Genomic DNA, 25,858 nt, shown 5'->3' on the forward strand with positions numbered 1-25,858 from the left:
TAATGCGTTATGTCAAATGGGCCATCATCATCCTGTTCTGGGGTACGATCGCGGCGGTGTTGAACTACACCCTGCCGCAGCATGACGTGGTTCGGATCTCGGACACCTATGAAAAACGGATCGACCCCGGTGAAAACAGCATCTTCTGGTCGGTTCATGATGTCGGCAGCGACCCGACCACACCGAACCGTGATGTGTTCTTCATCCAGACCCGCAAGACCAACGGCAAGGTCATGGTCTATCGGAACGAGGATACAGGCTGGGGCTGGCCGCCTTACTTCAAGTTGAACTCCTCGAACCTGCAGGCAGAAGCGGCAGACCTGAAATCAACAACCGAGGCGCCGCGTTGGGTGGTGGTACGTCATTACGGCTGGCGCAGTGAATTCCTTTCGATCTTTCCGAACGCCGTTAAGATATGGCAGGTCGACAGCCCGGATGTGCGGATCATTCCATGGTTCAACATCATCTTCCTGACTGTTTTCTTCGCCCTTGTTTGGGCCATCTGGGTGCGCTGGCGCAGGTTCCGAGAAGCCCGCATCGACCCAATGATGGAGAATGTGGAAGACGGCCTGTATGCCGCAGGCGACGCGATCGAGGAACGCAGCAGCAGGTTTCGCAGGTGGCTGAACAGTTGGAAGTCAAAGTAGGGGCCGAATATGACTGGGCCAGCCTTGGTGTCACCGAACAATGAATTCAGCATGCAGCGCACCGGCTGCTTTGATCGTCTTCAATATGTCGATCATGTCCCGTGGAGAAACGCCCAATGCGTTCAAACCTGCCACCACTTCTGACAATGTTGTCGCTTCGGGTATTTCTGCCAGCCCGGTGCCTTCTTCTTCGTCAATACCGGCAACGGTTCTGGGAACGACCACCGTTTCGCCACGCGCGAACGGGTTGGGCTGGATTGCGATCGGAGCCTCTTCGACGGTGAGGGTCAGATTGCCTTGGGATACCGCCACCCTCGAGATACGCACCTCCTGACCCATCACGATGGTGCCCGAGCGTTGATCAACCACGACACGAGCCTTGGTTTCCGGCTCTACCAGGATGTTTTCGATGCGCCGAAGTGCATGCGCAGCTGATCGTGCGCCGGTGGCAGGAATGCTCAGTTCCACCGTGCCGGAATCTCTCATGATGGCCACGGCCTTTCGGAATTCTGAATTGACTGCAGTTTCGATTCGTTCAGCCGTTGTGAAATCCGGTTCTCGCAGGGCCAAGCGGATTTGACTGAGCGACGACAGATCAAATTCGATTTCACGTTCAACCCGGGCGCCGGACGGAATGACGCCAGACGTCGGAACTCCGCGCACAACGGATGCGGCCTCGCCCTCTACCACAGCGCCGCCGGCCAGTACCGTGCCTTGAGCCACTGCATAGATCTGACCGTCCGCCGCGTTAAGCGGTGTCATGATCAATGTCCCCCCAAGCAGGCTTTTTGAATCCCCGATGGCGGATACGGTCACGTCAATCTGTCCACCGACTCGTGCAAATGGGGGCAGGCTGGCGGTGACGAGAACAGCGGCGACGTTTTTGGGGCGAAAGTCTTCTCCGGTAACGTTGACGCCCAGCCGTTCTAGAATGTTGGACATGATCTCTTCTGTGAAAGGCGCATTTCTCAGCCCGTCACCGGTTCCGTTCAGGCCGACGACAAGGCCATAGCCGACAAGGTCATTGCCGCGGACCCCATCGAAATTGACAAGATCTTTCAATCGTATTGCACCTGCGGAAACCATGCCCGGCAACAGAAGCAAAAGGAGAACCAGAGTTTTCATCGCAGGAAGTTCACCAGCGACAGGTTGGCGTTGCGAACCGTAACGGAATAGAGGCTTTCGAGCTGAAACTGTACGGTCTGTAATCGCGCTGCGGTTTCATAGGGATCGGCAGCTATCAGTTGATTCCGGCTGTATTCCAGGCTTGTCCTTGCGGCGGCGTTGCGCGATGTTGCCTGGTCGACGCGGGCCTCGTCTGCACCCACCTGCGCCCGAAGCGTCACGGCGTCGTCACGTGTATTGGCCAAATTGACACCCAATTGCGTGAACAGCGCAGTGCGTTGATCGGGTGCCAGTGCCAATGAAGCATCCGTAGCCAGCGCCGCAAGCGCTATGTCCCTCAATGCGGTTTTTAAGGATGGGTCCGTTGCTGTTACGGGCAGGGAAATACGTTCGTTTTCCGAAATTTGCATGGGCGCAAGGGGTGTTGCGGAGCCCTGAAAAATGACGGCGTCGAAGCCGAGAGGGTCGTTGAACCAGTTCTCGGCCGCCAACATGATGTCAGATGCCGTGACCTGACCGGCCACTTCCGTGCGAAGCGCTGCCAGCAACGTTTCAGCCGACGGCAGCGGAGAAGTGTCCGTAGCGGTCCCTGAAAACAGGCTGCGTCCACCAATCCTTGTATTCAGCGCCGAAATCATCGTGTCCAGTTCGTTCCGGGCCTGAACCGAAGCCTGTTCATGCGTCACAGTGTGACTTGCGCTGCCGAACGCCAGCAGCGCGTTGGACATTTCTCCGACCGAGTTGCTGAACATGGTCAGGCTTTTCTGCATGGCATCCGCAAAAAGGCCAGCTTCGGCAGTTGCGACTTTGTAAGCGTCAAGCCGGGTCAGTTTGTTCTCAAGATCCAGTAAGTGTGAATAGTCACCGCCCAGTCGGTGCGACATGTTCTGCACTTTTCCACTCGACATCTCATATGAAAGATTTTCGATCTGGGTTTTGATTTCCGTCGCACGAGAGCGAAGCGTCATGCCCCGCGCCAAATCGCCAATGGCAGTCAAATTCATGATTACAACCTCAGCAATGTGTCCATCAATTCGTCCACGACCGAAATCAACCGGGCGTTCGCGGCGTAGGCCTGTTCGATCTGCATTAGGCGTTGCAGTTCCTGATCTGTGTCTACGCCTTGTTCAGCCTCGATCTTTGCCATCTCAAGCTGTGCGTTTGTTGCAAAGACCAGGCGTGCGCTGGCTGTGTGTGCTTTGGCACCAACACGAGAGGTCATCGCTTCGGAAATCTCGGTGGCCCGCATGTTTCCGGTTCCGAACGGTGAACCTGCGACCGGGCGCGCGGTTTCCAGAATCGCTCCAAAAGCCTGTAGTTGAGTGGAATCCCCGGGAGCACCCGGAAGGGTGGCGCCCAAACCGGCGCGCAGTTTCCAACTTGCACCACCCGCGTCAGGGTCAGCGATAGTATTGAACCCTACGCGGGACGCGAGGCCTATGGTGAGCGCTGGGTTCAGACGCACGCCGTCATCGGTGAACAGGCCGGGATCTGTCGGCAGCACGGTTGGATCCAGGCCCGGGGTTTCGAAACGCTCGACAAGGTCGCGCGCGACGGTGTCCAGATCATTCTGTGCGTCGATCGACAGTTCATCGCGGATCTGGAACTGCGCCATCAGCGCACCGCCCCGAATTTGCGCCGAGTCACCGCTGGTGCGTACAGGATTTCCATTCATTTCAAGGCCTGACAGCAGCCCGTTCGCCACCGTCATGTGCGGCTTGGTATCACCCGTCGTTGCAAACGAGAATTTTGCTGCGCTTCCTTCCAGCAGGATCAGACCACCTTCGGAATAAAGCGAGATTTGACCGTTCTCCCGGGGAACAGAGTTGACGGGGACCAGTTGATTGACCTGATCGACCAGAACCTGTCTTTGATCCAGCAGCGCCCCGATATCGCCGCCTGAATATCGAATTGCAGGGATTTTGGCGTTCAGGGCCTCGATATATGCAAGCATCTGGTTCAGCTTACTTACATGACTGCCGATCGTGCGATCTGCATCCGACCGAAGTTGCTGAACCCCTTCCGACGCTGCGTTAAGCCCTGCGGCAAGATCCCGTCCGGCCCGGGCGACCTGGTCCAGTCTTTCGGCAGAGTCCGGCAGGCTGGCGGCAGTGATAAGGCTGCCTTCAAACGTTGCAAGACGAGCGGTTAAGGAAGACATGTTGTCGGGCTTTCCGACAAAGGTTTCGAGCCTTGCGTGAAAGTCCGAAATCGCGGTTTGGCGCGCAAGATCGGCATCCGTGACGCGGCGGTTCGCAGTGATCACGGGATCATGGTGGCGGACAACGCCAACTGTTCGGACGCCATTTCCTGAAACCGGGCTGGTCGTCAGTTCAAGGGTTCTGCGTGCGTATCCCGGTGTCAACGCGTTTGCGATGTTTCCCGACACGACTGCGGCCCCGCGGCTTGCGGCCGTCAACCCGCCAAGGGCGTTGTTCAAAGCGGTCGACATATTCATCTGGCAGGTCCTTTCAATCGGCCGTTACAGGGATCAGCGTTTGATATTCGTGGTCTCCTGAAGCATTTCATCCACGGTCTGGATCACCTTGGCGCTGGAGGAATAGGCACGCTGCGTCTGGATCATAGAGGTCAGTTCGGTTGCCACATCCGTCGTCGATTCCTCACGCGCGAATGAGACCAGATCGCCCGTCGGCCCTTCGCCTGCGTTCCAGAGGAAAAATGTGCCGCTATCGCGGGAAGGCGCGTAGGTCTGGCTGTCCAGGGCAGTCAATCCGTTGGGGTTCGGGACGTCGACCAGAGGAATCTGAAACATGCGGCGACTGACGCCTGTGTCGTAGAACGCGTAGACATATCCATTTTCGTCAACCTGAACGCTGGTCATCGTGCCGACAGCGGAACCGTCCCGTGTTATCGATACCGGGGCAAACGTGTCGGACAACTGCGTGATGCCGTCCGTATCGCCAATCCGTCCGATATTGATCTCCATTGGACCGCCCGCAACGTTGACGACAACGCTGCCCGTTGCGGGATCGTAGGCGCCTCCTGAAACCACCGTGACACTGGCCAGCGTTCCGCCGGCCGTGCGACTGTCGGTAAAGGTCAGCGTGTACTCTCCGATGATGGTTCCGCCGGACGCGGTATCGCGCAAGGTCATGGTCCATTCGTTGCTGGACCCGGTCGCCGGAACAGTCGGGGCAAGTTCGATATCCACGTTTTCAGACTTGCCCAGATTGTCAAAATACTCGACCGACAGGGGCTGGGTATCGCCTGGTGCCCCTGCATCCGTCGCGGTTGCGGGCAGGTTCATGCGCAGGTTCATCTGCGTGGTCGGCGCCCCCGAAAGCTGATTGACGCTAAGCTGGATGGGTTCCAGCGCAGCGGGGGTGTCCCGGGGAACACTGGGGATCGAACCATCGGGTCCAGCACGCCAGCCCAGCAGGACAAGGCCGGATTCCGTGACCAGATATCCCTGATCGTTCGTTCGAAAGGATCCTGTGGTGGTCAGCAGCATCTCATTTGAACTCGACCCGATCTGTGAACTGGAGCGCACGGGCAGCATGCCACGGCCTCGGACGGCCAGATCGGTTGAATTGTTCGTTGTCACCAGCGAGCCGCGCTGATCAATCAGGCGCTGACTGGTGGTTCTGACGCCGCCTGCTGAATAACTGCCGCCCCGACCGGATGTGACCATCGAGTGAAAGTCCGTCTCGACCCGCTTGTATCCGAAGGTGGAAGAATTGGCGATGTTGTCCGAAATAGTGGCCAATCTGTTCGCATTCGCCTTCAATGCAGCCACACCGGCGTTCAGGGATGAAGAAATAGTCATTGAAACGCCCTTCTGTTGCGTCAACCGTTGATGCAACACCTAGCGCGCGGCCTCTTAACAGCGCGCTAACAGGTAAAATGCGACCTATCCTTTTGCGGTCATGACCTGCGAAGGAATATGATCTCAACGCGGTTGTTGCGCGTGGCCATGGGGTTTTCGCTGACCAGTTCGCGGTCCGCGTGGCCAGTAACGCGATCCAGCCGGTACGTTGCCACGCCCTTGTCCTGCAGCATCCTGCGCACGGCTTGGGCACGTGTCGTGGACAATTCCCAGGCGGGGTTATGTGCCAGCACCACCGGCGACGACGCGACATGGCCTTCGGCAGCAATTGCATTGGTCACAAGGTCCGAGGATCTGGCTACCAGCAGCATCAATGCTCGCAGGACGGGTGTTGGATTGTCCGTTCCCGTTTCGAACAGGGTCTGGTCGTCCGTGTCAAACAGTTCCACCACCAAGCCTTCATCCGTGACGCGGGTCACGATATGTTTGAGGACCTCGTCCGAGACCAGGCTTTCGCCGGTGCGTCCAAGCAATTTCGCTTCGAGCGAGGTGAAATCCTCGAATGCCCCCTTGCTTCCGCCGCGGGCATCCACGCCGCTTGCGCCGCGGGCCTGCCTGGCAATGGTAGGCTGTCGGCTGCTGGCACCCGAGCCGTCCATTACCATGGTCTTTTCCGAGAACATGTTGTTGCCGCCAAAAGCGCCGTCGCCACCGCCAGAAACCGGATTCACCGGTATTGTGGGCGAAAAATAATCCGCCAACCCTTTTCGTTGTTTTTCTGTTGTTGCATTCAGCAGCCACATCAACATGAAGAACGCCATCATGGCCGTGACAAAGTCGGCATATGCGACTTTCCATGCGCCACCGTGATGGCCATCGCCACCCGAAACACGTTTCTTCTTGATGATGACCGGCGCCGCATTGGATTGCGCACCCATCTTCACCACCTTCTATCACCCGACAACCGGGTTATCAGGGCAGGTCTTAATGGCCGCTTAACACTTAAAACTGTTCCGAAATCTGTCGTCGTTCAACGCATCAATCCGCCAGCGGCGCGACGTAGGATCAGGGACAGACGGTTAAAGCTGTTCTCTAACCCTTCGGGATCGGGTCTTGCGAAAAACGCATCCAGATCTTCATGCGCGCGGACGGCCTGATCCAGCAGCGGGTCGGTGCCTTCGGAATAAAGCCCGGCTTTGATCATGATCTCGGATTGCTCATAGCTGCCTACCAGCTTGCGGGTTTCCGAGATCAGCCTGTTTTCGTCTTCTGACGCGGCTTCGGGCAGGCAGCGCGAAACCGACCGGCTGAGGTCGATTGCCGGAAACCGGCCACGTTCCGCGATGTCACGGCTTAGGACGATATGCCCGTCCAGAACACCGCGCAGAATGTCGGCAACCGGTTCGTCCATGTCGGACCCGGCAACCAACACGCTGAAAACCGCGGTGATATCTCCTTGCCCGGCAGTGCCGGGCCCGGCCCGTTCGCACAGACCGGCAATCAGTGGTGTGACGGATGGTGGAAACCCGCGCAACGATGGCGATTCGCCCGTGGTGACGGCGATTTCACGATGAGCCTCGGCAAATCGCGTAATGGAATCCGCCAAGAACAGAACGTGCAACCCCTGATCGCGCATGTATTCGGCAACCGACATCGCTGCCCAAAGGCAACGCCGTCGAGCAAGGGCGGACTGATCAGAAGTGGCTGCGACGACAACAGACCTTTTCATCGTCTCAGGACCCAGAGCTTTGGCGACAAACGCGTTCACTTCACGGCCCCGTTCCCCGGCCAGAGCGACTACAACCACATCTGCCTGCACTGATTTGGCAAGCGTCGCCAGCAATGTGGATTTTCCGACCCCGGAACCGGCGAACAACCCGATTCTCTGGCCCTGCACGATGGGAAGAACCGTGTTCAGCATCGACAGCCCGGTTTCCAGTCGCTGCCCCAATCCCCGGCGTTCAACGGCGGGAGGGGGAGATTGAACAATGTTCCTCTCCTGCGAACCGCTCAGCAAGGGCTTGCCGTCCAGCGGCTTGCCGAACGGATCGACAACCCGGCCCAGCCAGTGCGTGTCCGGCGCGAAAACTGGTGACGGTTCAAGCTGCACCCGATCCCCAAGGCTGACCCCGTCCGGTGCCGATTCGGGCAGCATGTAAATTTGGTCGGCATCCACACGCAGTACTTCACCCGCCAAATCCGGACCTGGCCGGCGCTGCAATGTCAGGTTGTCTCCGATCCGGGCGTGACCCGTCAGACCGGCAACTTCGATCACACCGCCAGAGACGCCTCTGACAAGCCCGACGTTTCGGACGGCCGACATCCGGTCGAATTCACATTTCAGAAGCGTTGGTTCGATCTCGGGCATGGCCGGCCTCCATCCTGGTTCTGAAAACGCTTTCTAAAGGAATCGGGGTTAAGCCTTGATTGAAACGGATCGAGGGAGAAGCCCCGATGTTCTATGACCTGAACGTCTTTAAGACAGCGTACGCAATGGCAACCCATGCCGGGCAAAGGCAGGCTGCCATCTCGCGCAATATGGCCAACGCGGATACGCCGGGATTCCAGCCCCGCGACATTGAGGCCTTTCACACAGCGTATGACAACACAGACCGTGAATCGGTCATGTCTGCGACCCGTCCGGGCCATTTGCACGGAACGACCACCGGTGATCACCTCTGGTCAGAGTACAAGGCGGAACCGACCGGCGACCCCAACGGCAACGGTGTCTCGCTGGAGGAGGAGATGCTGAAAGCCGTCGAGGTCAAGCGCCAGCATGACCGCGCACTGGCGATCTACAGATCCTCGATGAATGTCCTGCGCGCCAGCCTGGGCCGGTCGTAAAGGGGCGAAGACATGAGTGATTTTTCACATTCCCTGACAGCCTCGGCCAGCGCATTACGTGCACAGGCGGCTCGTTTGCGCCATGTTTCGGAAAACATATCCAACGCGGATACTCCGGGGTATCGCCGCAAGACGGTTCCGTTCGAAGCGGTTGCGCAAGGCGGCGGGGAAACGGTTCAGGCCGGGCGCGTCAGGCTCGACCGTCGCGACCTTAGCCGGATCTACGATCCTGGCCATCCGATGGCGGACGAGACCGGGCACTACCGGGGGTCGAACGTCGATCTGATGATCGAAATAGCCGACGCGCGCGAGGCGCAGCGCAGCTACGAAGCCAACCTCAAGATGTTCGACCAGACCCGTCAGATGTCGTCGAGCCTGATGGAACTACTCAGAAAATAAAGGAAGCCAGAATGGATGTCCGCTCAATAACCGCCGCCCAGAACTACGCCGTTGCGCGCCCAGCCACTCAGGCTGCCACAGACCACGTTGGAATGGCGCAAGGCTTGCGGTCAACGTTTCAAGATTTTGCGGAAACCCTGAAACATAGCGAGCAGGTGGCAGAGGCTTCGATGGTCGGGCAGGCCGACCCGCACGCGCTGGTGCAGGCCCTTGCGCAGACCGAGCTTGCCGTGGAAACGGCGGTTATCGTGCGTAACAAGGTCGTCGAAGCCTATCAGGAAATCCTTCGGATGCCGGTCTGATCGATGCTGAGCGAGGGTCAGTTCTACGACATCCTGCGGCAGGCATTGTGGGTTGCGGTTATCACGTCTGTTCCGATTCTGGCGGTGGCGCTTGTATCGGGGCTGGTCGTGGGCCTTTTTCAGGCGCTGACATCGGTGCAGGAGATGACACTGACCTTTGTCCCCAAGCTGATCGCGATAGTCGTCGTGTTCTGGATTTCCATGGGCTTCATGACCCAAACCCTCGTGACGTTCTTTTCGTCAACACTCATCCCTCTGATCGCAGGAGCTCGCTGATGGATACCGCCTATGTCACCTTGTCCCGCCAATCCGGGCTGATGAACGAGATGCGGCTGGTGGCCAACAATATCGCCAACGCAAATACGACCGGCTACAGGCAGCAAGGCCTGGTGTTTTCCGAGTACGTGAGGGACATGCCAAACAATCCTTCCCTCTCCATGAGCAGGGCCGAAGTCCGCAATACATCGCTGCAACAAGGCGTTTTGACCGAGACCGGCGGACAGTTCGACTTTGCAATCGAAGGTGACGGGTTCTTCATGATCGAAACGCCCGACGGCAATCGCCTGACCCGGGCCGGAAGCTTTTCGCCCAACGCGGATGGCGATCTGGTGACGATGGACGGGCTGCGGGTACTGGACAGCAACGGCGCCCCCCTGTTTGTTCCGCCAGATGCCTCAGCACTCGATGTCGGCGGCGACGGCACGTTGAGCGTCAATGGCCAGCTACTGGGGCAGATCGGGGTGTATCAGGTGGCCGACACAGGGGAGCTTGTTCGCGAAGGCAGCACCCGGTTTCGCCCGGCAGGTGACGTTGAGCCGGTTGACGAACCCGTAGTGCTTCACCGGTTCCTGGAAGGTTCAAATGTCAACGCGATCGATCAGGTCACACGGCTTGTTGAAATTCAACGGGCCTATGAGCTGGGACAGAGCTTTCTTGAGGCCGAAGACCAGCGGGTTCGTGGGGCTCTCAAGGCCTTGATGCGCTGATTAATAACCAGGGGAGATTTTGAAATGCGCGCTTTGAAGATTGCCGCCACCGGAATGACGGCACAACAGATGCGAGTCGAAACCATCTCGAACAACCTCGCAAACATGAACACAACCGGTTACAACGCACGGCGGGCCGAATTTGCGGACCTGCACTATCAGCAGATGGCCCGCGCGGGCGCGGTGAATGCCTCTGACGGCACGGTCTTGCCAACCGGTGTCCAGTTAGGTCTGGGCGTTCGGCCCGCAGCCGTCACCGTCCAACTGGCGCAAGGTGCCTTGTCCGCAACTGGCAACGATCTGGATGTCGCTATCGAGGGGCGAGGCTATCTGGAAGTGACCATGCCGGGCGGCCAGTCCGCCTATACCCGCGATGGTAGCCTGAAACGATCGCCCGAGGGCCTGATCGTGACTTCGGACGGTTTTACCGTTGCTCCCGAGATTACCATCCCCGATGATGCGCGGTCGATATCCATCAACGCATCCGGCGAAGTATACGCCTATTTCGATGACACAGCCGAGGGTCAGCTGCTGGGAGAATTCACCTTGGCCAGTTTCTCGAATGCCAAGGGGCTGGAGGCGATCGGCAGCAACCTGTTCAAGGAAACCGAAGCCTCTGGCGCACCGGTGACGGGTCCGCCGGGTGAGGACGGGTTGGGAACTTTGCGTCAAGGGTACCTGGAGGACAGTTCGGTTGATGCCGTGCGACAGGTCACGGAACTGATCGAAGCTCAGCGTGGTTACGAAATGAACGCCAAGGTCATATCCGCCGTCGATCAGATGATGGGCGCGACAACTCAGGTGCGATGATGCGCAGTGTTCTTTGGGTGCTGATAGTGATGTCTCCCATGGCTGTTCAGGCCGAGATAGTCGTGCCGACCAGAACCATTCGTGCGAAGGAGATCATTGTGGCCTCGGATCTCGAGCTGACAAACACCGAGGTTGACGGCGTTGTCATGGATCCCGGTCTTTTGATCGGCCAGGAAGCCCGTGTTGCGCTGTATCCGGGCCGCCCGATACGGGAAACGGACGTCGGTCCTCCGGCCATTGTGGACCGGAACGATCTGGTTGTCCTGGTATTCAACCGCCAGCCGCTGTCGATCACGGCAGAAGGCCGTGCGCTGGGGCGCGGGGCTGCAGGTGACCGCATTCGGGTCATGAATTTGTCGTCCAGAACGACTGTAACCGGGCATATCCGGCCCGACGGTCAAATTGAGGTAAGATAATGCCCGTAGAGCCTTTCAAACTGCTTGTCACTTTGATTGCCCTGTCCGCGTGCGGGCGCGTGGACCACCTGGGCAAACCGCCGAGCTTTACGCCCACTGATGAGTCTCCGGAACAGGTGGCCATGCTGTGGCCAGGCCTGCCAACACACACTCAGCCGCAGCGGAGTGTGGATCGCGCCTCGCTTTGGAGCGGTGGGCAACAGTCGCTGCTGGGAGACCAAAGAGCGATCAAAAAAGGTGACATCATGACGGTTGTGATCGAGCTGGACGAAAAAGCCGAGATTTCGAATGATACGAAACGATCGCGCGCCGGATCTGAAAGTCTGGCCGTTCCGGGATTGTTCGGCCTGCCCCAGCGCGTGGCAGACAAGTTGCCTGAAGGTGCCTCGATGGATGACGCCGTGTCCATCGATTCCTCATCGGACAGTTCGGGAAAAGGCTCGGTCAAGCGTAAGGAAAAACTGACCCTGCGGGTGGCTGCTACGGTGATTGATGTTCTGCCCAACGGTGTTTTGTCGATTTCCGGTTCACAGGAATTGCGTGTCAATTTCGAACTACGGGAACTGCTGGTCACCGGCTATGTTCGACCGCAGGATATCTCTCGCCAGAACGAGATCACTTATGACAAGATCGCCTCGGCGCGGGTTTCTTACGGGGGCCGGGGGCAAATCACGGATGTGCAGCAACCACGTTACGGCCAGCAGATCCTCGACTCGCTTCTGCCGTTCTGAGGTGCCGCTGTGGTCAGGAAACTTGTACCGCTGATTTGTCTTGTCTTGGGGCTGGCCGCAGGTATCGGGGCCGGGGTCTTCCTCGGACCGAAAGAAAGCGACAACAGCAAGGCCGCGACAGCAGAGGCTGAAAAGCCAAAAGAAACGAAAGCAAGTCAGAAGGAGGGTGAGGGAGAGTTCGAATATCTCAAGCTCACCAAGCAATTCGTGGTTCCGGTGGTTAAGAAGGACCAGATATCAGCTCTGGTGACGGTGTCCTTGAGTTTGGAAACCACGCCTGGGCTTTCGGAAACGTTTTATGCGATTGAACCGAAACTGCGCGACAGGTTCCTGCAGGTGCTGTTTGACCATGCCAATATCGGCGGCTTTGACGGTGCCTTTACAGAGTCCGGCAACTTGAATGCGTTGCGCAAAGCGTTGCTGGACGTTGCGCGTAAGGATTTGGGCGAAGACGTTTCTCAGGTTCTGATTATGAGTGTCAATCGTCAGAACACCTGACGACTCAGTCGGTTGTGGATCAGAAGCCCTTTGACTGGTTGCAAAACTGATCAGCCATAAGCGACTCCGACAGGCTTTCAACAGCACGTTTGCGCCCGAACGAAAGGCGCAGCGCGTCCAGAGCGCTCAGCTTCTGCACTCGGATGCGCGCCAGTTCCATGTTCAACTGGCGGCGTGTTGCGGCTTCCCAGCCGTTCCACAAGATATCGGTTCCTGTGATTTTGTAGCCTTGGGACTGCGCACTGTCGTGGCGCGCCGCTTTAACCTGCGTGTCCAGCTTCCTCAGCTTCCTCAGAACCAATGTCTCGGCCTCGACCAAGGGGCGAATGGCCTGAAATTCCTTTTGGAACGCGGCCTCCGTCACCCGCACCAATGCTTTGATCTGCGTTTGTCGCATTATACCTGCTTCTTTGCTCGTTTACGCATGGCTTCGGCGAACCGGATAGCGGCGGCAACGGATCGATAGTGCTCTTCCTGGATCTCCTGCCCGATATCGACGGTGCCGTGAAGCGCCCGCGCGGTCGGCGGGTCGGAATGGATCGGAACCCCTGCCTGCCCGGCTGCCGACCGGATCGTGGCGGCGATTTCGTCCACGCCCTTCGCGACGCAAACCGGTGCGGTACCGACCGCCCGCGACCATTTCAACGCGACCGCAAAATGCGTCGGATTGACTATGACAACGTCTGCTTCAGGAATCGCCGCCATCATCTGGTTTGCCGCAATGTCCTGCGCGCGCTGCCTGCGCTGTTGTTTGACATGAGGGTCGCCTTCAGCATCCTTGGTTTCGTCCTGAATCTCTTTGCGCGACATACGGTTTTTGCGCATGTGCTCGGAGTATTGCCAAAGGTAGTCCGCTGCGCCGATGGCCAGAGCGATGACAATCACGATAAACAAGAAGCGAAACAACAGGTTCATCATCAACAGGATTGAAGATTGGGGTGGTGCCGTACCGGCAGACAGGATTTCCGCCAGATTGGCGCGCAGGAAAACGGCAAGGCATGTGCAATATATTGTCAGTTTGACAAAGGCCTTAAGGAATTCGAACAACCCGCCCCGGCCGAACTTGTTCTGGGCGTTCGATACAACGGAAACGCGCGACAACTTGGGTTTGAGTTTGGACGGGGCAAAGACAAGAGCTCGCTGCGCAATGAGGCTGAGCAGGACCGCAGCCGCCGGAATAGCAAAGAGAATCCCGATGGCGACCAGGGTCGTTTTCAGAACGCCGCCGACCGGGCCTGCAGACGGGCCATCAATCATCAGGCGGGACAGATCGTCGGCCTGATCAATCATTACAAGAAAAAGCGTGCCGAGATTTTCCGCGCCGTGCTGACCGGCTGTTACCAGCGCGACGAGCAACCCGGAATAACCCGCAACCACCGACAGATCGGCGGACTTGGCCACTTCGCCCTTTTCACGGGCTTTCTTCAGTTTCTGCGGTGTCGGGTCAAAAGACTTGTCGCTGTCGTTGTCTGCTGCGGTCATCAGTTGTCTCCAATCGGGTTGGTTAGAAAACTGCTGAGTGCGTCCGACCAGGCGGACAGGATCAAGGGTGCTCCGGCGAACAAAAGAAAGAGACCGGCAAAGGTGATTGCCGGGGCACCGACAAAGGCGACCATTAACTGAGGCATCGCCCGGTTGATGACCCCAAGCGCAAGATTGTAGATCAGCGAGGCGATGACGAAGGGCATTGCCAGCGCAAAAGCCAGCGCAAAGCTGTGCGCAATTCGTCGCACACCCCAATGGGACAGATCCGCAGCCGCAGGGGGCTGTCCCATTGGGACCAGGGTGTAGCTATCAATCAAAAACTGCGCCGCACGAATGTGCAGCCCCATAAGAACAGCCAGAGTGATTCCGGCCAGGGTCAGCAGATATCCCATGGCCGGCACTGGGTCTGCTGCCGCCCCGCCCAGAAGCTGGGATAGCGATGTCGCCTGAGCGGCAATTGATCCAGCTGTCTGAAGGGCAAGCACGAAAAGCCTCAAGCTTAAGCCAAGTGCCAGACCCGTCAGGATTTCGGTGCCGATCAGCCGCACTACGGGGAACAGTCCAGACATCGCCCCAGACTGGTCAATTGCGGAAGAAACCAAGAGCGTAAATGCCACTGCTATCGCCAGCTTTACGCGGGCCGGAATGCTGCGCTCTCCGAAGGCAGGCAGAAGGGAAACCAAAGCGGAAACCCGCAGGAAAACGGCGAACAAGTGCTCAAGCTCGCTACTGAAAAACGGCAGCAAGTCAGGGGGCAGGCCGATCACGCGGGCACCGTACCGACAAGTGCCGGCCTGGCTTCCAAGCCGATTTCTTCAAATGACAGAACCGGGTTCGAGATGCCGCGTGCGTGCAGGATCGTGCGCAGCAACCTGCGTCGACGGGTCGAAGTCACAACGGCCGCAAACACGCCCCGATCCGCGGTTTGCGCAACGCTTTGCACGACACCGTCTGCAAGCTTGTTGAACAGGTTGGGCGGAAGCGCGACATCGAGACCTGCGCTTTGGGCGTCGATTTGGTAAGTGGCGAACGTGTCCTCCCACTCCGGTGCCAGTTGGATCAGTGGGATCGACCCATCTTCGCGCTTCATGTCGGCGACCAGCTGGAACCCGAGACGTTGGCGCACCACTTCGCAAATCCCTTCGGGCAGAGTTGTGGTCAGCCGAGCCTCGGCCACGGTTTCCAGGATCAGGGCCATGTTTCGGATGGACACCCGTTCGTCCAGCAGCAGCCGCAGAACGGAATGTAATGTATCGATCGGGACCTTGTCCGGGATCAGTTCGTCCAGCAATTTGCGGTTGGCCTCGGCCCGGCCCGGATCGCTCAGCCGAGTCATTTCGGACAAAAGACGCCGCAGCGACTTGAGTGTCAGCAGTCGGGAGAAGTTCTGCTTGATGATTTCAAGCAGATGGGTCGCCAGGATTTCGGGGGGCGAGACGATCGTTGCGCCGCTCAGGGCCGCGGTTTCCTGATCTTTGGGCAGGATCCAACGGGCAGGTGCGCCGTAGACGGGTTCGGTCACATCATTTCCGTCCGGCAGAATGTCCGGCCCTTCCTGAACCAGCGCCAATACAAGGTCGGGGTTCAGAACACCGCGCGCCTGTTCGACGCCCTGAACTTTGATAACGTAAGTGCCGGTTGGAAGATCGGCGCGATCGGTCAACCGAATTTCGGGCAGGATCAGACCAAAGCCAGAGGCGACATATGTCCGCATATTGGCGATCCGCGCGTCCAGACCGGTGCCTGGGTTTAGAACCATGCTGACCAGATCCGGCGCGAATTCCAGATGAACGTCGTCCAGGTCCAGGATGTCTCCGATGGCCTGCGGGGTCGGGGCATCGGTCTCGGGTGCCGGTGAGTGCGCTTTTGTCAGCTCGGATTTTTGTTTGCTGTAAACGCTGTAGGCTGAGTACCCCAAAACCCCCGCGCCTAGAATGAAGGGCAGAAACGGCAGGCCAGGCACCAACGCAAACAGGGCCATCAGCAGCGAGACTGTGCCCAGTGCAGCCGGGTGCCGCCCCAACTGCGAGAAGATTGCGCTGTCGGTTGCCCCCTGCGTGCCGCCCCGCGCCAGCAGCAGGGCGGACGCGATTGAGATAATGACCGCAGGGATTTGTGAGACCAGCCCATCACCAACCGTCAGGATCGCATAGGTTTCGAAGGCGGATGCAACCGGCATACCATGCACGATCACGCCCATGATCAAACCCATCACAAGATTCAGCAAGGTGATCAGCAACCCGGCAACGGCGTCGCCCTTGACGAATTTGGACGCACCGTCCAGCGAGCCGAAGAAAGTCGTTTCCTGCTGTTCTCTTTCGCGCCGTTCCTTGGCTTGCTGATGGTCGATGGCCCCTGCGGACATGTCGCTGTCAATTGCAAGTTGTTTGCCCGGCATCCCATCCAGCGCAAACCTGGCTCCGACCTCGGCCATGCGGGCGGCGCCCTTGGTGATCACCATAAAATTTACGATCAGCAGAACGCCAAACACGACGAGACCCAGAAAGATGCTTCCGCCCATGACGAATTGGGCAAACCCCTCGATCACATCACCTGCGGCGTTGGTGCCAGAATGACCCTGACCGATGATCAGCTTGGTGGACGAAACATTCAGCGACAATCGCAGCATCAGGGATGCCAGCAGGATCGTTGGAAAAGATGAGAAATCCAGCGGGCGTTCGATAAACAGGGTCAGGGTGAAGATCAGAATAGCCAGCGCAAACGACGCTGCCAGCCCCACATCCAGAACCCAGGCGGGCATTGGCAAGATCATCATCACGATGACCGTCATCAAGGCCAGCGCCAGCAAGACGGTCGGCGAGAACACAGAGCGGGCATCGAACCTGAACACGATCACCCCCTTAGTTGAAGACGATAAAGGCGGTGGCACTATCCGCTACCGGAACCAGCGACCCCAACATTACCCGTTTTGGCGCGGCAGATCGCGATGGAAGCAGTGGAGCAGAGGACTGTGTAAAAGGATCGCGGGCAACTGCCGCATACCTTGTCGGCTCGTCCTCGTTGAGGCGCGCCAATTCGGCCTGAAAACGCTCGGAATAGGTCTGGGCCAAAGCGGGAGTGCGAGAGTGATAAGCACCGGCCGCTGCGGGCCACGATGCAAACTCTGCAAACAGTTCTTTCAGAAAACGGGCGGCATACCTGGCGTTCTGTTCCGGGTCGAACATTTCGTCAATCGACCGGAATGCCTGCCCGTGCCAGCGATAGTTGATCTGGAAGCAGCCAATGTCGAAACTGCGTGCGCCCGCCTTGAAGATTTGGAAAACATGGGATTTTGCCTCGACCTCGGTGTCAAACCAAAGACCCTGCCCCTCGACATTGATCGCCCACGGCCAGGGGCGCAGGGTGCCAGCGACGTTCAGACCGGATTCCACGCGCGCGATGGCTCGCAGGACATCCAGAGGAACCCCTTCCGACAAAGCGGCTCGCCTCATGGCCTGATCACACAGATCGGCGGTTCTTGCGTCAGGTTGTGCATGCAGCGAACGCCCGGCAAGAAGCAGAATCAGAAGAAAGGTGAATATTCGATGGGGCATTCTGCCGGTCCGGGATCTTGATCAGTCCGGGGCAGGCTAGCCGCGCATCGGTTTACATAGGGTTATCGCAGCATCAGTTCCGGTCGATCCGGCGGCCAAACACAACGCTTGTGTTGGTTCGCATGACGCCCGGAATCTTGGCGAGTTCGTCGACGAGGATGTCCAGATCCTCTATATGCGGTGCTTCGGCACTCAGCAGCAGGTCGAATTCTCCGTTGATGGACAGGCACAGTTTGACCTCGGGATAGGCTTCAAGACGTTTGATGATGCGGGCCGTTTCTTTTTGCTGCACTTCCAGCAGAACGATGACTTGTACACGCGGTGTGTCTTGCGGGCTGTGCAAAACCACGGAGTACCCTGCAATTACACCGCGATCTTCCATGCGGCTGATACGCTCGTGAACGGTGGTGCGCGCCACGCCCAGCTTTGCTGCGATCCGGGTAGTTGATTCACGCGCGTTCTGCTGAAGTGCGGCAACGATATTTCGATCAAGTTTGTCCATGGTGGCCAAGGTTTAGAGCATTAGCATACAGATGCTCAAGTTCCTGCTGACCTCATTTGTGTCGCGGCAAAATCCCGTCCCGGCCGGGCCTGGTCACAATGACGCCCGCTGGATGGCGTTGAGTTTGCGGACCAAACCTCCTATCTCGTGGTCTGAGACCGAACAAAGGAAAAATCCGTGGCGAACCACTTGTACAAAAACGACCTGCCGGATGGGCTGGATCTGGGCCCGGTCGTGGCGATCGACTGTGAAACCATGGGTTTGAATCCGCATCGGGACAGGTTGTGCGTTATCCAGATGTCGGGTGGCGATGGGCACAGCCATATCGTTCAAGTCGAAAATGGGCAGACATCAGCGCCGAACCTGTGTGCCATGCTGGAAAATCCCGATGTGCTGAAGCTGTTTCATTTCGGGCGATTTGACATCGCGGCCATGTACCACACGTTTGGTGCGCTGGCGGCGCCGGTCTATTGTACCAAGATCGCCAGCCGACTGGTACGCACCTATACAGACCGGCACGGGCTGAAGAACCTGTGCCAGGAACTGATCGGCGTCGACATCTCGAAACAGCAGCAAATGAGCGACTGGGGTGCGGAATCCCTGACCGAGGCCCAGCTGGACTATGCCGCCTCGGACGTTTTGTACCTGCACCAGTTGCGCGATGCGCTGGACGGGCGGCTGGCACGCGAGGGCCGGACCGAGATGGCGCAGGCCTGTTTTGATTTCCTGCCGATGCGTGCCAAGCTGGACCTCGCCGGCTGGCCTGAAACGGATATTTTTGCGCACTCATGACTGACAACGAATCCTTTCTGAAAACCGCGCGGCAGGTCATCACTGACGAAGCCCGTGCGCTTGACGTTCTGGCGGACGGCCTGGATGAGAATTTTGCCACTGCCGTGCAGATGATCCTGCAGGCAACCGGTCGGATCATTGTCAGCGGGATCGGCAAATCCGGCCATATCGGTCACAAGATCGCGGCGACGCTGGCGAGTACCGGGACACCCGCCTATTTCGTGCATCCGGCCGAGGCAAGTCACGGCGATCTGGGTATGGTGTCGAAGGGCGATGTGGTTCTGGCGATTTCGAACTCGGGCGAGGCACCGGAACTGGCCAATCTTCTGGCCTTTACGCGGCGGTTCGGCATCCCTCTGATCGGTCTGTCCAGCAAGCCCGAAAGCACGTTGATGAAACAGGCGGACGTGCATCTGCTGATCCCGTCGATGGGTGAGGCCTGCGGTTTTGGCATGGTGCCTTCGATTTCGACGACGCTGACGCTTGCAATGGGGGACGCGCTGGCGATCGCCTTGATGAAGTACCGCGATTTCCGGCCCGAAAACTTCCGTGATTTCCACCCCGGCGGCAAACTCGGCGCGCAGCTCAGCAAGGTTCGCGATCTGATGCATACCGACACGCCGATCGTTTCCTCGGGCACGCCGATGAGCGAGGCGTTGCTGGTCATGAGCCAGAAGGGTTTTGGCGTTGTCGGCGTTATTGATGCCGAGGGGCGGTTGCTGGGCATCGTGACCGATGGCGACCTGCGGCGGCATATGCAGGGTCTGCTTGACCTGACCGTCGATCAGGTGATGACCGCGAACCCGCGTACCATCGGACCGGGTGAACTGGCCGAGAGCGCCGTGGCTCTGATGACGATGCAGACGCCCAAGATTACCTGTTTGTTTGTGGTCGATCCGGCCTCGGGCGGGCGGGCTGAAGGCATTTTGCACATTCACGATTGCCTGCGCGTCGGGTTGGGCTGAAAGGTGGAAACTGTGGACCGCTATTCCCGCATGGTACAGTTCTTGAAGGTGCTGTTGCCGCTGGTGGCCATTCTGTTGCTGTCCACGGTGTTCCTGCTGTCCCGCAGCATCGAGACAGACGTGTCGGTTCCATTCCCGCAAACGGAAATCAACGATCGCCTTGCCGACCAGGTTATTACTCAGCCCGACTACCGGGGCATAACCCGCAAGGGTGAAGACGTGCATATCAAGGCCATACAGGCGGCAAAAGGGGCTGAAGGATCTGTCCCGACCGCGGCCGAGTTTCGTGGGCGCCTGGGGCTGTTGAATGGCGGTGTCATAAAACTGGATTCAAATTCGGGCATGATCCGACCTGACAAAAAGACGGCAACTTTTGTCGGCGATGTTGTCATAACCACTACGGACGGCATCCAGGTCACCACGGATTTGCTGAACACCTCGCTGGATGAAATCCGCGGGGATACACCGGGTCAGGTTAACGGAACCGGACCGATCGGTGATTTCTCGGCTGGGCGCATGACATTTGGGACTGAAAAAAAGGACGGACCGGTCCATATTGTTTTTACAGATGGCGTAAAGCTGGTGTATGAGCCGGCAAAAGCAGAAAGATGAAGTGTGTTTGATTTTCGAATTGCCCTTGTTTGCATCGCTCTGGTGACGAGTGCCGTTTCCGCGACCGCGCAGGAAACGCAGGTGGCGTTTGGGTCGACCAAGGCGGACCCCAGTTTGCCTGTCGAAGTGACGTCGGAAACACTCAACGTCAATCAGGAAAACGGGTCGGCCGAGTTTCTGGGAAATGTCATCGTGATTCAGGGCGAAATGCGTCTGACTGCAGAACGGGTTCTGGTCATCTACAACAACGAGCGTTCGGCGATCGAGCGGCTAGAGGCCACGGAAGACGTGGTTCTGGTAAGCCCTCCCGACGCGGCGCAGGGGGATTGGGCCGAATATACGATTGATTCCGGTGTGATCCTGATGAAGGGCAATGTTCTTCTGACACAGGGGCCAAGCGTCATCAGCGGCGATCAGATGAATGCCAACCTGACCACCGGTACCGCAACCATGACCGGTCGGGTGAAAACGATCCTGCAACAGGGCAACAACTGATGGCACGACCCAACCTATCCGTTGCCGACGGCACCTCGGGTCTCAGAATCGAGAAACTGCGAAAGTCCTATCGCAAGAAGACCGTGATCCGGGATGTTTCGATGACACTGGGCCGGTCCGAAGTTGTGGCTTTGCTTGGTCCCAACGGGTCGGGCAAGACGACGACGTTCTATTCTGTCGCCGGGCTGGTTTTCCCCGAGGCGGGCACGGTCACGCTGGACGGGCACAATGTCACGACTTTGCCGATGTACCGGCGCGCCCGGATGGGGATCGGTTATCTGCCTCAGGAGATGTCGATTTTTCGCGGCATGAGCGTCGAGGACAATATCGCCGCTGTGCTGGACATAACCGTCAGCCACGCCCATCGCCGCAAGGAACGTTTGGAAGAACTTTTGTCCGATTTCTCGATCGAGCATTTGCGGCGGGCCCCGGCCCTGGCTTTGTCAGGGGGGGAAAGACGCCGGGTGGAAATCGCCCGCTGCCTGGCTGCCGATCCCAAGTATTTGCTTTTGGATGAACCGTTTGCGGGTGTGGACCCTATCAGTGTTGGGGATATCCGGCATTTGGTTGCCGACCTGAAAAAGCGCGGAATTGGTGTTTTGATCACGGATCACAACGTCCGCGAAACGCTGGAAATTGTGGACAGGGCCTACATCCTGCATGACGGAAAGATGCTGATGTCCGGCACGCCGGACGAAGTTGTTGAAAACGAGAATGTGCGCCGCGTGTATCTGGGTGAAAACTTCAGGATTTCATAAGCTTGCGCTGATCTGCACTTGCTGCATGTCGGAAATTACACAAATACGGTTTTGTTTTGATTGACTCTTCCGCCGCCTCTTGGCTCAATTGGCTCATGGCAGTTTTGCGGTTCCAGTCTGGATCACGATATCCCTTCTCCGAAGGGCGCGATGGCAGACAACCACAAAACATGTCGCTACCCCCCACCCGATAAAAACAAGCTCGCCGCGTAACGCGGCGTCAGAATGGGTGTGAATTGTGAAGGAGATCACATGCGTTACCAAATCAGCGGAAAACAGATCGACATCGGCGCGGCGCTGCAGACCCACGTGCAGACCGAGCTGGGCGAGGTTGTGGGTAAGTACGCCCAGCGCCCGACGGACGCCGCCGTCGTCTTTTCCCGTTCAGCGCATGAATATGTATGCGAGACCACGGTGCATCTGTCGACGGGCCTGACCGCCCAGGCCAAGGCCCACGCAATCGAGATTTATGCGGCATTCGAGGCTTGCTGCGACAAAATGGAGACACAACTGCGCAGATACAAGCGCCGCCTGAAAGACCACCATAAGGATCGATCCGAGCCGGTTGAACTCTTCGGCGCGTCCTCATATATCCTCGCCTCTAATGAATCGGAGACGGCTGACGAACCCGAATCGCTGCAGCCCATGATTGTGGCTGAGATGGAAACAAAGATACCATCTCTCAGCGTTGGCGAAGCTGTTATGCAAATGGAACTTGCAGGCGCCCCGGTGCTGGTGTTCCGTAATGAAAACAAGGACGGATTGAATGTCGTGTATCGCCGGGATGACGGCAATATCGGGTGGATCGATCCGTAACAGGCAAGATTGAAAGACGGGCCCCGGTTTTGGCCGGGGCAACGTCATGGAGCGTGATCATGGAGCTGTCGAGCATACTGAAGCCCGAAGCCGTACGTGTATTGTCATCTGCTTCCAGCAAGAAGCGGTTGTTTCAGGAAATCAGCGATGTCGCTGCCGCCACCCTTGGGCTGGACGCGCAGGAAGTTGTGGACAGCCTGCTAGAGCGTGAAAGCCTCGGCCCGACCGGGGTTGGCCATGGCGTGGCGCTGCCACATGCGAGATTGCTGCAGCTTCAGGCCGTTTCGGGCGTATTCGTCATGCTGGAAAAGCCTATTGATTTCGGCTCGGTCGACCGTCAGCCAGTCGACATTGCCTTTTCGTTGTTTGCGCCGGAAGAAGCGGGTGTCGATCATCTCAAGGCGCTGGCGCTTGTGTCGCGGACCCTGCGTGACACTTCTGTCTGCGCAAAGTTGCGGGCAAATCCTGACCCCGTCAAACTTTATGCCATTCTGACGGAAGCGCAGTCGATGCAGGCTGCGTAACCTGGTTCTATTGAAAAAGCCCCCGTTATCCGGAGGCTTTGTTGCGGCCCGAGGCGATCAGCCGCCTGTGCCCATTTCCAGTGTCCACCAGATTTTGCCGCCTTTTTCCTGATGCCAGGCAAAGCCCATCTGGCTTGCCTTCGGATCCATGATGACGGCGCGCGGGCCGGGCTCCTGCATCCATGCGGCCAGGGTTTCGGTCTCGGTCTCGTAGGTTTCCGATATCGCTTCGCCCAGGAAGGTTCCGAAGTAGCCTGCGCGCGCGGCGCGATCGATGGGCGAGGATCCGTCCGATCCGAAATGCCAGGGGCGGTTCTGACGGGCCATGTCTTTGGAATGGGTGGCTGCGGCCGCATTCAGTTGGGCATTCAGTTGAACCGGTTGCAGGCCCGAGGCCTGACGGAGCGCGTTCACCGAATCCAACATGCGGAATTGTAGTTTATCGGTGCTGCCGCGAATCTTATAGACTGTCGGCAACGGCCGCCCGTCGGCCCCCAAGGCTGTGGTTGAGGTGTCCGTGCATGCCGCCAGCGCGACAAGGCAAATAACTAGCAGAGAAAGGATACGCGTCATGGTCGACCTGATAATTGTGTTATCAACGGGCATAGCGTGACTGAACGCGCTGGGCAAACGTACAATGGCCACAACCCGCGTGATTCTGCCGGTTTGATTTGCGACTGAAGCATTCTGGCAATAAAATGACCGAAATTTCCAAGTCACCTAAGCAAAGGACCCTTTGTCATGGTCAAAAAACGTATTCAGCCCTCGACCCGCCGCGGATTTCTGGCAGGTGCGACGGCCGTGCTGGCCACGCCGGCAATCGCCCAGTACATTCCCGGAGACCCGTTGCGTCCTGCTCCGGAAGCAGAACCGGCGGTTCGCCGCAATGTTTCGGGCTTCCGGGCGTTGGACTGGCAACCCTATTTTTCCAATACCAGAAACGGTGCCATTTTGGTCGATACCGTCTCGCGGGCGCTGCATTATTGGTCAGATGATCAATCTGTATACAAACTCTACCCGTCTTCGGTTCCATTGACCGAAGAACTGACCCGCCGCGGACGGACGAGCGTGATCCGGAAGGTCGAAGGCCCAAGCTGGTCGCCGACGCCGTCGATGAAGAGGCGAAATCCGGAATGGCCCGACTATATCCCGCCTGGTCCGGATAACCCTTTGGGAACACATGCTTTGTACCTGAGCTGGAAATACTATCGCATTCACGGCACCCATGACACGCGCAAAATCGGGCGCCGGTCTTCAAACGGGTGTATCGGCCTGTTCAACGAGGACATTGCCGAGCTGTTTTCTATGGCGAAGGTTGGCACGCAAGTGTTGCTAATTTGACGACATTTTCATGCACGAACCCGCTTAGCGATCAAGTTGCAATTGCAATCCCTGCGCATTGCTGATTAGAAAAAAACACGAGGTAAGTCTTAGATGTGTGGCTCCACTAATCGGAATCACGCAAATTCTGGAGGTTAATATGAAAAAACTCGTTCTCGCCGCTGCTCTGACCGCTGCTGCTTCGACTGCCTATGCTGGCAACCTGGAAGAGCCGGTTGTAGAGGCACCTGTCGTTGTCGAAGAAACCCAAGGTTCGTCGCAGGGTATCATCCTGCCGCTGATCCTGCTGGTTGTTGTTGCCGCAGCTGTTGCAGCAAGCTAATTCGACAAGCTGATCAAAGAAAAGGCGGTGGATTTATCCATCGCCTTTTTTTGTGTCCGGTCTGTGGGTCGTTCAGTCCAGCCAGCCCCTGAGATTGTCTTCGATCACCGCACCAAGTGCGGCGATATGCGAATCATCGGCGTTGAGGCATGGGATATAAGTAAAGCCCTCGCCGCCGGCCTCCTCAAAGCTTTCCCGAATTTCTTCGTTGATTTCTTCCAGCGTTTCGATGCAGTCGGCTGAAAAGGCCGGGGCGATTACCGCGATGTTCTTTTTGCCCTGCCGCGCCAGATCGGCGACGTGATCGACGGTATAGGGCTTCAGCCATTCCTCGGGTCCGAACCGGGACTGGAACGTCGAAACCAGCTGATCGTCTGTCCAGCCCAGCCGCTCTTTCAGCAATCTGGTCGTTTTTGCGCATTGGCAGTGATAGGGGTCGCCTTGCTGCAAATAGCGTTCCGGCATCCCGTGATAGGAACAGACGAGAATGTCGGGCTTCGTCTCCATCTCTGCATAAGCGCGCTCAACCGACCCCGCCAATGCGTCGATGTAGGCAGGTTCGTCAAAATACGCGGGTACGGTCCGGGTGGCCGGTTGCCAGACCTCCTCCATCAGCGCCCGGAAGAACTGATCATTTGCTGTCGCTGTCGTGGCTCCCGCGTATTGCGGGTAGAGCGGGAAGAACAGGATACGGTCACAGCCCGCTGCCACCATCTCATGTACTTTGGACTTGGTCGAAGGGTTGCCATAGCGCATGCAGAAATCGACCATCACCTGATCGCCGTAACGATCTTGCATCGCGTTGCGCAGCTTGGCTGTCTGGTCCTTGGTGATCGTCATCAGCGGGCTTTCGCCCTTGTCGTGATTCCAGATCGATTTGTAGGCCTCACCCGAACTGAACGGGCGCTTGGTCAGGATGATCCCCTGCAGGATCGGTTGCCACTTCCACTTTGGATAGTCGATCACGCGTTGATCCGACAGAAACTCGTTCAAATAACGCCGCATCGGCCAATAGCTGTAGTCATCCGGCGTGCCGAGATTTGCCAGCAGGATTCCGACGCGACCCGTTTTGACCTTTGGGTGGTCGGCTGGTGCATGGGCGGGGCGGGTTGCGTCAGTCATTTGAGCTTCCTGAATTTCTGTGGTC

General features: G+C 57.8%; 33 protein-coding genes. 19 read left to right on the forward strand and 14 right to left on the reverse strand.

The window, feature by feature from the left end; genetic code table 11:
• Positions 1-2 precede the first annotated feature (2 nt).
• Complete coding sequence (locus ACR0J2_RS20720; RefSeq protein ID WP_170805817.1) at positions 3-647, forward strand: DUF1523 family protein; 645 nt, start codon at positions 3-5, stop codon at positions 645-647.
• A 30-nt stretch (positions 648-677) separates the two neighbouring features.
• Here ACR0J2_RS20720 and ACR0J2_RS20725 read toward each other — a convergent pair whose 3' ends face one another.
• The 6 genes from ACR0J2_RS20725 to ACR0J2_RS20750 all read right to left on the reverse strand — a co-directional run bounded on the left by ACR0J2_RS20725 (position 678) and on the right by ACR0J2_RS20750 (position 7,927).
• Positions 678-1,772 carry a flagellar basal body P-ring protein FlgI gene (locus ACR0J2_RS20725; protein WP_170805818.1) on the reverse strand — a complete coding sequence of 365 codons (1,095 nt, stop codon included), beginning with the start codon at positions 1,770-1,772 and terminating at the stop codon, positions 678-680.
• Positions 1,769-2,776 (reverse strand): flagellin, encoded by a 1,008-nt coding sequence (locus tag ACR0J2_RS20730; protein WP_480813697.1) that lies wholly within the window; start codon positions 2,774-2,776, stop codon positions 1,769-1,771. The genes ACR0J2_RS20725 and ACR0J2_RS20730 overlap by 4 nt, the downstream gene beginning before the upstream one ends.
• A gap of 2 nt (positions 2,777-2,778) precedes the next feature.
• On the reverse strand, positions 2,779-4,230 hold the full coding sequence (gene flgK / locus ACR0J2_RS20735; protein WP_480813698.1) for a flagellar hook-associated protein FlgK: 1,452 nt from the start codon (positions 4,228-4,230) through the stop codon (positions 2,779-2,781).
• Between the two features lie 33 nt (positions 4,231-4,263).
• Positions 4,264-5,559: a flagellar hook protein FlgE gene (locus ACR0J2_RS20740; protein ID WP_480813699.1), complete on the reverse strand. Its 1,296-nt coding sequence runs from the start codon at positions 5,557-5,559 to the stop codon at positions 4,264-4,266.
• Positions 5,560-5,657: 98 nt separating this feature from the next.
• Complete coding sequence (locus ACR0J2_RS20745) at positions 5,658-6,497, reverse strand: flagellar motor protein MotB (protein ID WP_480813700.1); 840 nt, start codon at positions 6,495-6,497, stop codon at positions 5,658-5,660.
• A 92-nt stretch (positions 6,498-6,589) separates the two neighbouring features.
• Positions 6,590-7,927: a FliI/YscN family ATPase gene (locus ACR0J2_RS20750; RefSeq protein ID WP_480813701.1), complete on the reverse strand. Its 1,338-nt coding sequence runs from the start codon at positions 7,925-7,927 to the stop codon at positions 6,590-6,592.
• A gap of 86 nt (positions 7,928-8,013) precedes the next feature.
• Here ACR0J2_RS20750 and ACR0J2_RS20755 point away from each other — a divergent pair, with 86 nt between their 5' ends.
• Genes ACR0J2_RS20755 through ACR0J2_RS20795 form a run of 9 tightly spaced genes read left to right on the forward strand, consistent with a single transcriptional unit; the run spans position 8,014 to position 12,545 of the window.
• The gene (locus tag ACR0J2_RS20755; protein ID WP_480813730.1) at positions 8,014-8,403 is read left to right on the forward strand and encodes a FlgB family protein; all 390 of its coding nucleotides are present in this window, start codon (positions 8,014-8,016) and stop codon (positions 8,401-8,403) included.
• Positions 8,404-8,415: 12 nt separating this feature from the next.
• The gene (gene flgC / locus ACR0J2_RS20760) at positions 8,416-8,802 is read left to right on the forward strand and encodes a flagellar basal body rod protein FlgC (protein WP_170805825.1); all 387 of its coding nucleotides are present in this window, start codon (positions 8,416-8,418) and stop codon (positions 8,800-8,802) included.
• An 11-nt stretch (positions 8,803-8,813) separates the two neighbouring features.
• Positions 8,814-9,104: a flagellar hook-basal body complex protein FliE gene (fliE, locus tag ACR0J2_RS20765; protein WP_170805826.1), complete on the forward strand. Its 291-nt coding sequence runs from the start codon at positions 8,814-8,816 to the stop codon at positions 9,102-9,104.
• Between the two features lie 3 nt (positions 9,105-9,107).
• Entirely contained in the window at positions 9,108-9,380 is a 273-nt protein-coding gene (locus tag ACR0J2_RS20770; protein WP_170805827.1) for a flagellar biosynthetic protein FliQ, read from the forward strand.
• A complete protein-coding gene (locus ACR0J2_RS20775; RefSeq protein WP_480813702.1) occupies positions 9,380-10,090 on the forward strand; it encodes a flagellar hook-basal body complex protein in 711 nt (236 codons plus the stop codon). Before ACR0J2_RS20770 ends, ACR0J2_RS20775 begins: the two co-directional genes overlap by 1 nt.
• A gap of 24 nt (positions 10,091-10,114) precedes the next feature.
• On the forward strand, positions 10,115-10,900 hold the full coding sequence (flgG, locus tag ACR0J2_RS20780; protein WP_480813703.1) for a flagellar basal-body rod protein FlgG: 786 nt from the start codon (positions 10,115-10,117) through the stop codon (positions 10,898-10,900).
• Positions 10,900-11,316, forward strand: a complete 417-nt coding sequence (gene flgA / locus ACR0J2_RS20785) for a flagellar basal body P-ring formation chaperone FlgA (protein ID WP_170805830.1) — start codon at positions 10,900-10,902, stop codon at positions 11,314-11,316. Before flgG ends, flgA begins: the two co-directional genes overlap by 1 nt.
• Positions 11,316-12,047, forward strand: a complete 732-nt coding sequence (gene flgH, locus ACR0J2_RS20790) for a flagellar basal body L-ring protein FlgH (protein ID WP_480813704.1) — start codon at positions 11,316-11,318, stop codon at positions 12,045-12,047. The genes flgA and flgH overlap by 1 nt, the downstream gene beginning before the upstream one ends.
• A gap of 45 nt (positions 12,048-12,092) precedes the next feature.
• Positions 12,093-12,545 (forward strand): flagellar basal body-associated FliL family protein, encoded by a 453-nt coding sequence (locus ACR0J2_RS20795; RefSeq protein ID WP_480713919.1) that lies wholly within the window; start codon positions 12,093-12,095, stop codon positions 12,543-12,545.
• A gap of 19 nt (positions 12,546-12,564) precedes the next feature.
• Here the strand turns inward: ACR0J2_RS20795 and ACR0J2_RS20800 are convergent, their stop codons facing one another.
• From ACR0J2_RS20800 to ACR0J2_RS20825, 6 genes are all read right to left on the reverse strand, one after another.
• Positions 12,565-12,942, reverse strand: coding sequence for a hypothetical protein (locus tag ACR0J2_RS20800; protein ID WP_480813705.1), 378 nt, complete (start codon positions 12,940-12,942; stop codon positions 12,565-12,567).
• A complete protein-coding gene (locus tag ACR0J2_RS20805) occupies positions 12,942-14,027 on the reverse strand; it encodes an EscU/YscU/HrcU family type III secretion system export apparatus switch protein (protein ID WP_480813706.1) in 1,086 nt (361 codons plus the stop codon). The genes ACR0J2_RS20800 and ACR0J2_RS20805 overlap by 1 nt, the downstream gene beginning before the upstream one ends.
• Positions 14,027-14,797: a flagellar biosynthetic protein FliR gene (locus tag ACR0J2_RS20810; protein ID WP_480813707.1), complete on the reverse strand. Its 771-nt coding sequence runs from the start codon at positions 14,795-14,797 to the stop codon at positions 14,027-14,029. The genes ACR0J2_RS20805 and ACR0J2_RS20810 overlap by 1 nt, the downstream gene beginning before the upstream one ends.
• Positions 14,794-16,821 (reverse strand): flagellar biosynthesis protein FlhA, encoded by a 2,028-nt coding sequence (gene flhA, locus ACR0J2_RS20815; RefSeq protein ID WP_480813731.1) that lies wholly within the window; start codon positions 16,819-16,821, stop codon positions 14,794-14,796. The genes ACR0J2_RS20810 and flhA overlap by 4 nt, the downstream gene beginning before the upstream one ends.
• 70 nt (positions 16,822-16,891) lie before the next feature.
• A complete protein-coding gene (locus tag ACR0J2_RS20820; RefSeq protein ID WP_480813708.1) occupies positions 16,892-17,584 on the reverse strand; it encodes a lytic transglycosylase domain-containing protein in 693 nt (230 codons plus the stop codon).
• Between the two features lie 73 nt (positions 17,585-17,657).
• Positions 17,658-18,086: an Lrp/AsnC family transcriptional regulator gene (locus ACR0J2_RS20825; RefSeq protein ID WP_170615533.1), complete on the reverse strand. Its 429-nt coding sequence runs from the start codon at positions 18,084-18,086 to the stop codon at positions 17,658-17,660.
• 177 nt (positions 18,087-18,263) lie between these two features.
• On the opposite strand from ACR0J2_RS20825, the gene ACR0J2_RS20830 reads away from it, so the two are divergent.
• The 7 genes from ACR0J2_RS20830 to ACR0J2_RS20860 all read left to right on the forward strand — a co-directional run bounded on the left by ACR0J2_RS20830 (position 18,264) and on the right by ACR0J2_RS20860 (position 23,048).
• Positions 18,264-18,878: a ribonuclease D gene (locus ACR0J2_RS20830; RefSeq protein WP_170825272.1), complete on the forward strand. Its 615-nt coding sequence runs from the start codon at positions 18,264-18,266 to the stop codon at positions 18,876-18,878.
• On the forward strand, positions 18,875-19,843 hold the full coding sequence (locus ACR0J2_RS20835) for a KpsF/GutQ family sugar-phosphate isomerase (RefSeq protein ID WP_170681928.1): 969 nt from the start codon (positions 18,875-18,877) through the stop codon (positions 19,841-19,843). Before ACR0J2_RS20830 ends, ACR0J2_RS20835 begins: the two co-directional genes overlap by 4 nt.
• 12 nt (positions 19,844-19,855) lie before the next feature.
• Positions 19,856-20,455 carry an LPS export ABC transporter periplasmic protein LptC gene (lptC, locus tag ACR0J2_RS20840; protein ID WP_170681929.1) on the forward strand — a complete coding sequence of 200 codons (600 nt, stop codon included), beginning with the start codon at positions 19,856-19,858 and terminating at the stop codon, positions 20,453-20,455.
• Between the two features lie 42 nt (positions 20,456-20,497).
• Complete coding sequence (locus ACR0J2_RS20845; protein ID WP_480813709.1) at positions 20,498-20,950, forward strand: LptA/OstA family protein; 453 nt, start codon at positions 20,498-20,500, stop codon at positions 20,948-20,950.
• Positions 20,950-21,708 carry an LPS export ABC transporter ATP-binding protein gene (lptB, locus tag ACR0J2_RS20850; protein WP_170615523.1) on the forward strand — a complete coding sequence of 253 codons (759 nt, stop codon included), beginning with the start codon at positions 20,950-20,952 and terminating at the stop codon, positions 21,706-21,708. The genes ACR0J2_RS20845 and lptB overlap by 1 nt, the downstream gene beginning before the upstream one ends.
• Before the next feature lie 252 nt (positions 21,709-21,960).
• Positions 21,961-22,524, forward strand: a complete 564-nt coding sequence (gene hpf / locus ACR0J2_RS20855) for a ribosome hibernation-promoting factor, HPF/YfiA family (RefSeq protein ID WP_170615521.1) — start codon at positions 21,961-21,963, stop codon at positions 22,522-22,524.
• Between the two features lie 59 nt (positions 22,525-22,583).
• On the forward strand, positions 22,584-23,048 hold the full coding sequence (locus tag ACR0J2_RS20860) for a PTS sugar transporter subunit IIA (RefSeq protein ID WP_480813710.1): 465 nt from the start codon (positions 22,584-22,586) through the stop codon (positions 23,046-23,048).
• Positions 23,049-23,105: 57 nt separating this feature from the next.
• Here the strand turns inward: ACR0J2_RS20860 and dalA are convergent, their stop codons facing one another.
• Positions 23,106-23,621, reverse strand: coding sequence for a divisome-associated lipoprotein DalA (gene dalA / locus ACR0J2_RS20865; RefSeq protein WP_170615517.1), 516 nt, complete (start codon positions 23,619-23,621; stop codon positions 23,106-23,108).
• Between the two features lie 168 nt (positions 23,622-23,789).
• Between dalA and ACR0J2_RS20870 the strand changes: the two genes are divergently transcribed.
• Both ACR0J2_RS20870 and ACR0J2_RS20875 read left to right on the forward strand, forming a co-directional pair.
• Positions 23,790-24,389: a L,D-transpeptidase gene (locus ACR0J2_RS20870; RefSeq protein ID WP_480813711.1), complete on the forward strand. Its 600-nt coding sequence runs from the start codon at positions 23,790-23,792 to the stop codon at positions 24,387-24,389.
• Positions 24,390-24,528: 139 nt separating this feature from the next.
• Positions 24,529-24,711: a hypothetical protein gene (locus ACR0J2_RS20875; RefSeq protein ID WP_010442520.1), complete on the forward strand. Its 183-nt coding sequence runs from the start codon at positions 24,529-24,531 to the stop codon at positions 24,709-24,711.
• 72 nt (positions 24,712-24,783) lie between these two features.
• On the opposite strand, the gene hemH is transcribed toward ACR0J2_RS20875, so the two are convergent.
• Entirely contained in the window at positions 24,784-25,833 is a 1,050-nt protein-coding gene (gene hemH / locus ACR0J2_RS20880; RefSeq protein ID WP_480813712.1) for a ferrochelatase, read from the reverse strand.
• Positions 25,834-25,858 lie beyond the last annotated feature (25 nt).

Source organism: Ruegeria sp. CG4, assembly GCF_056537185.1.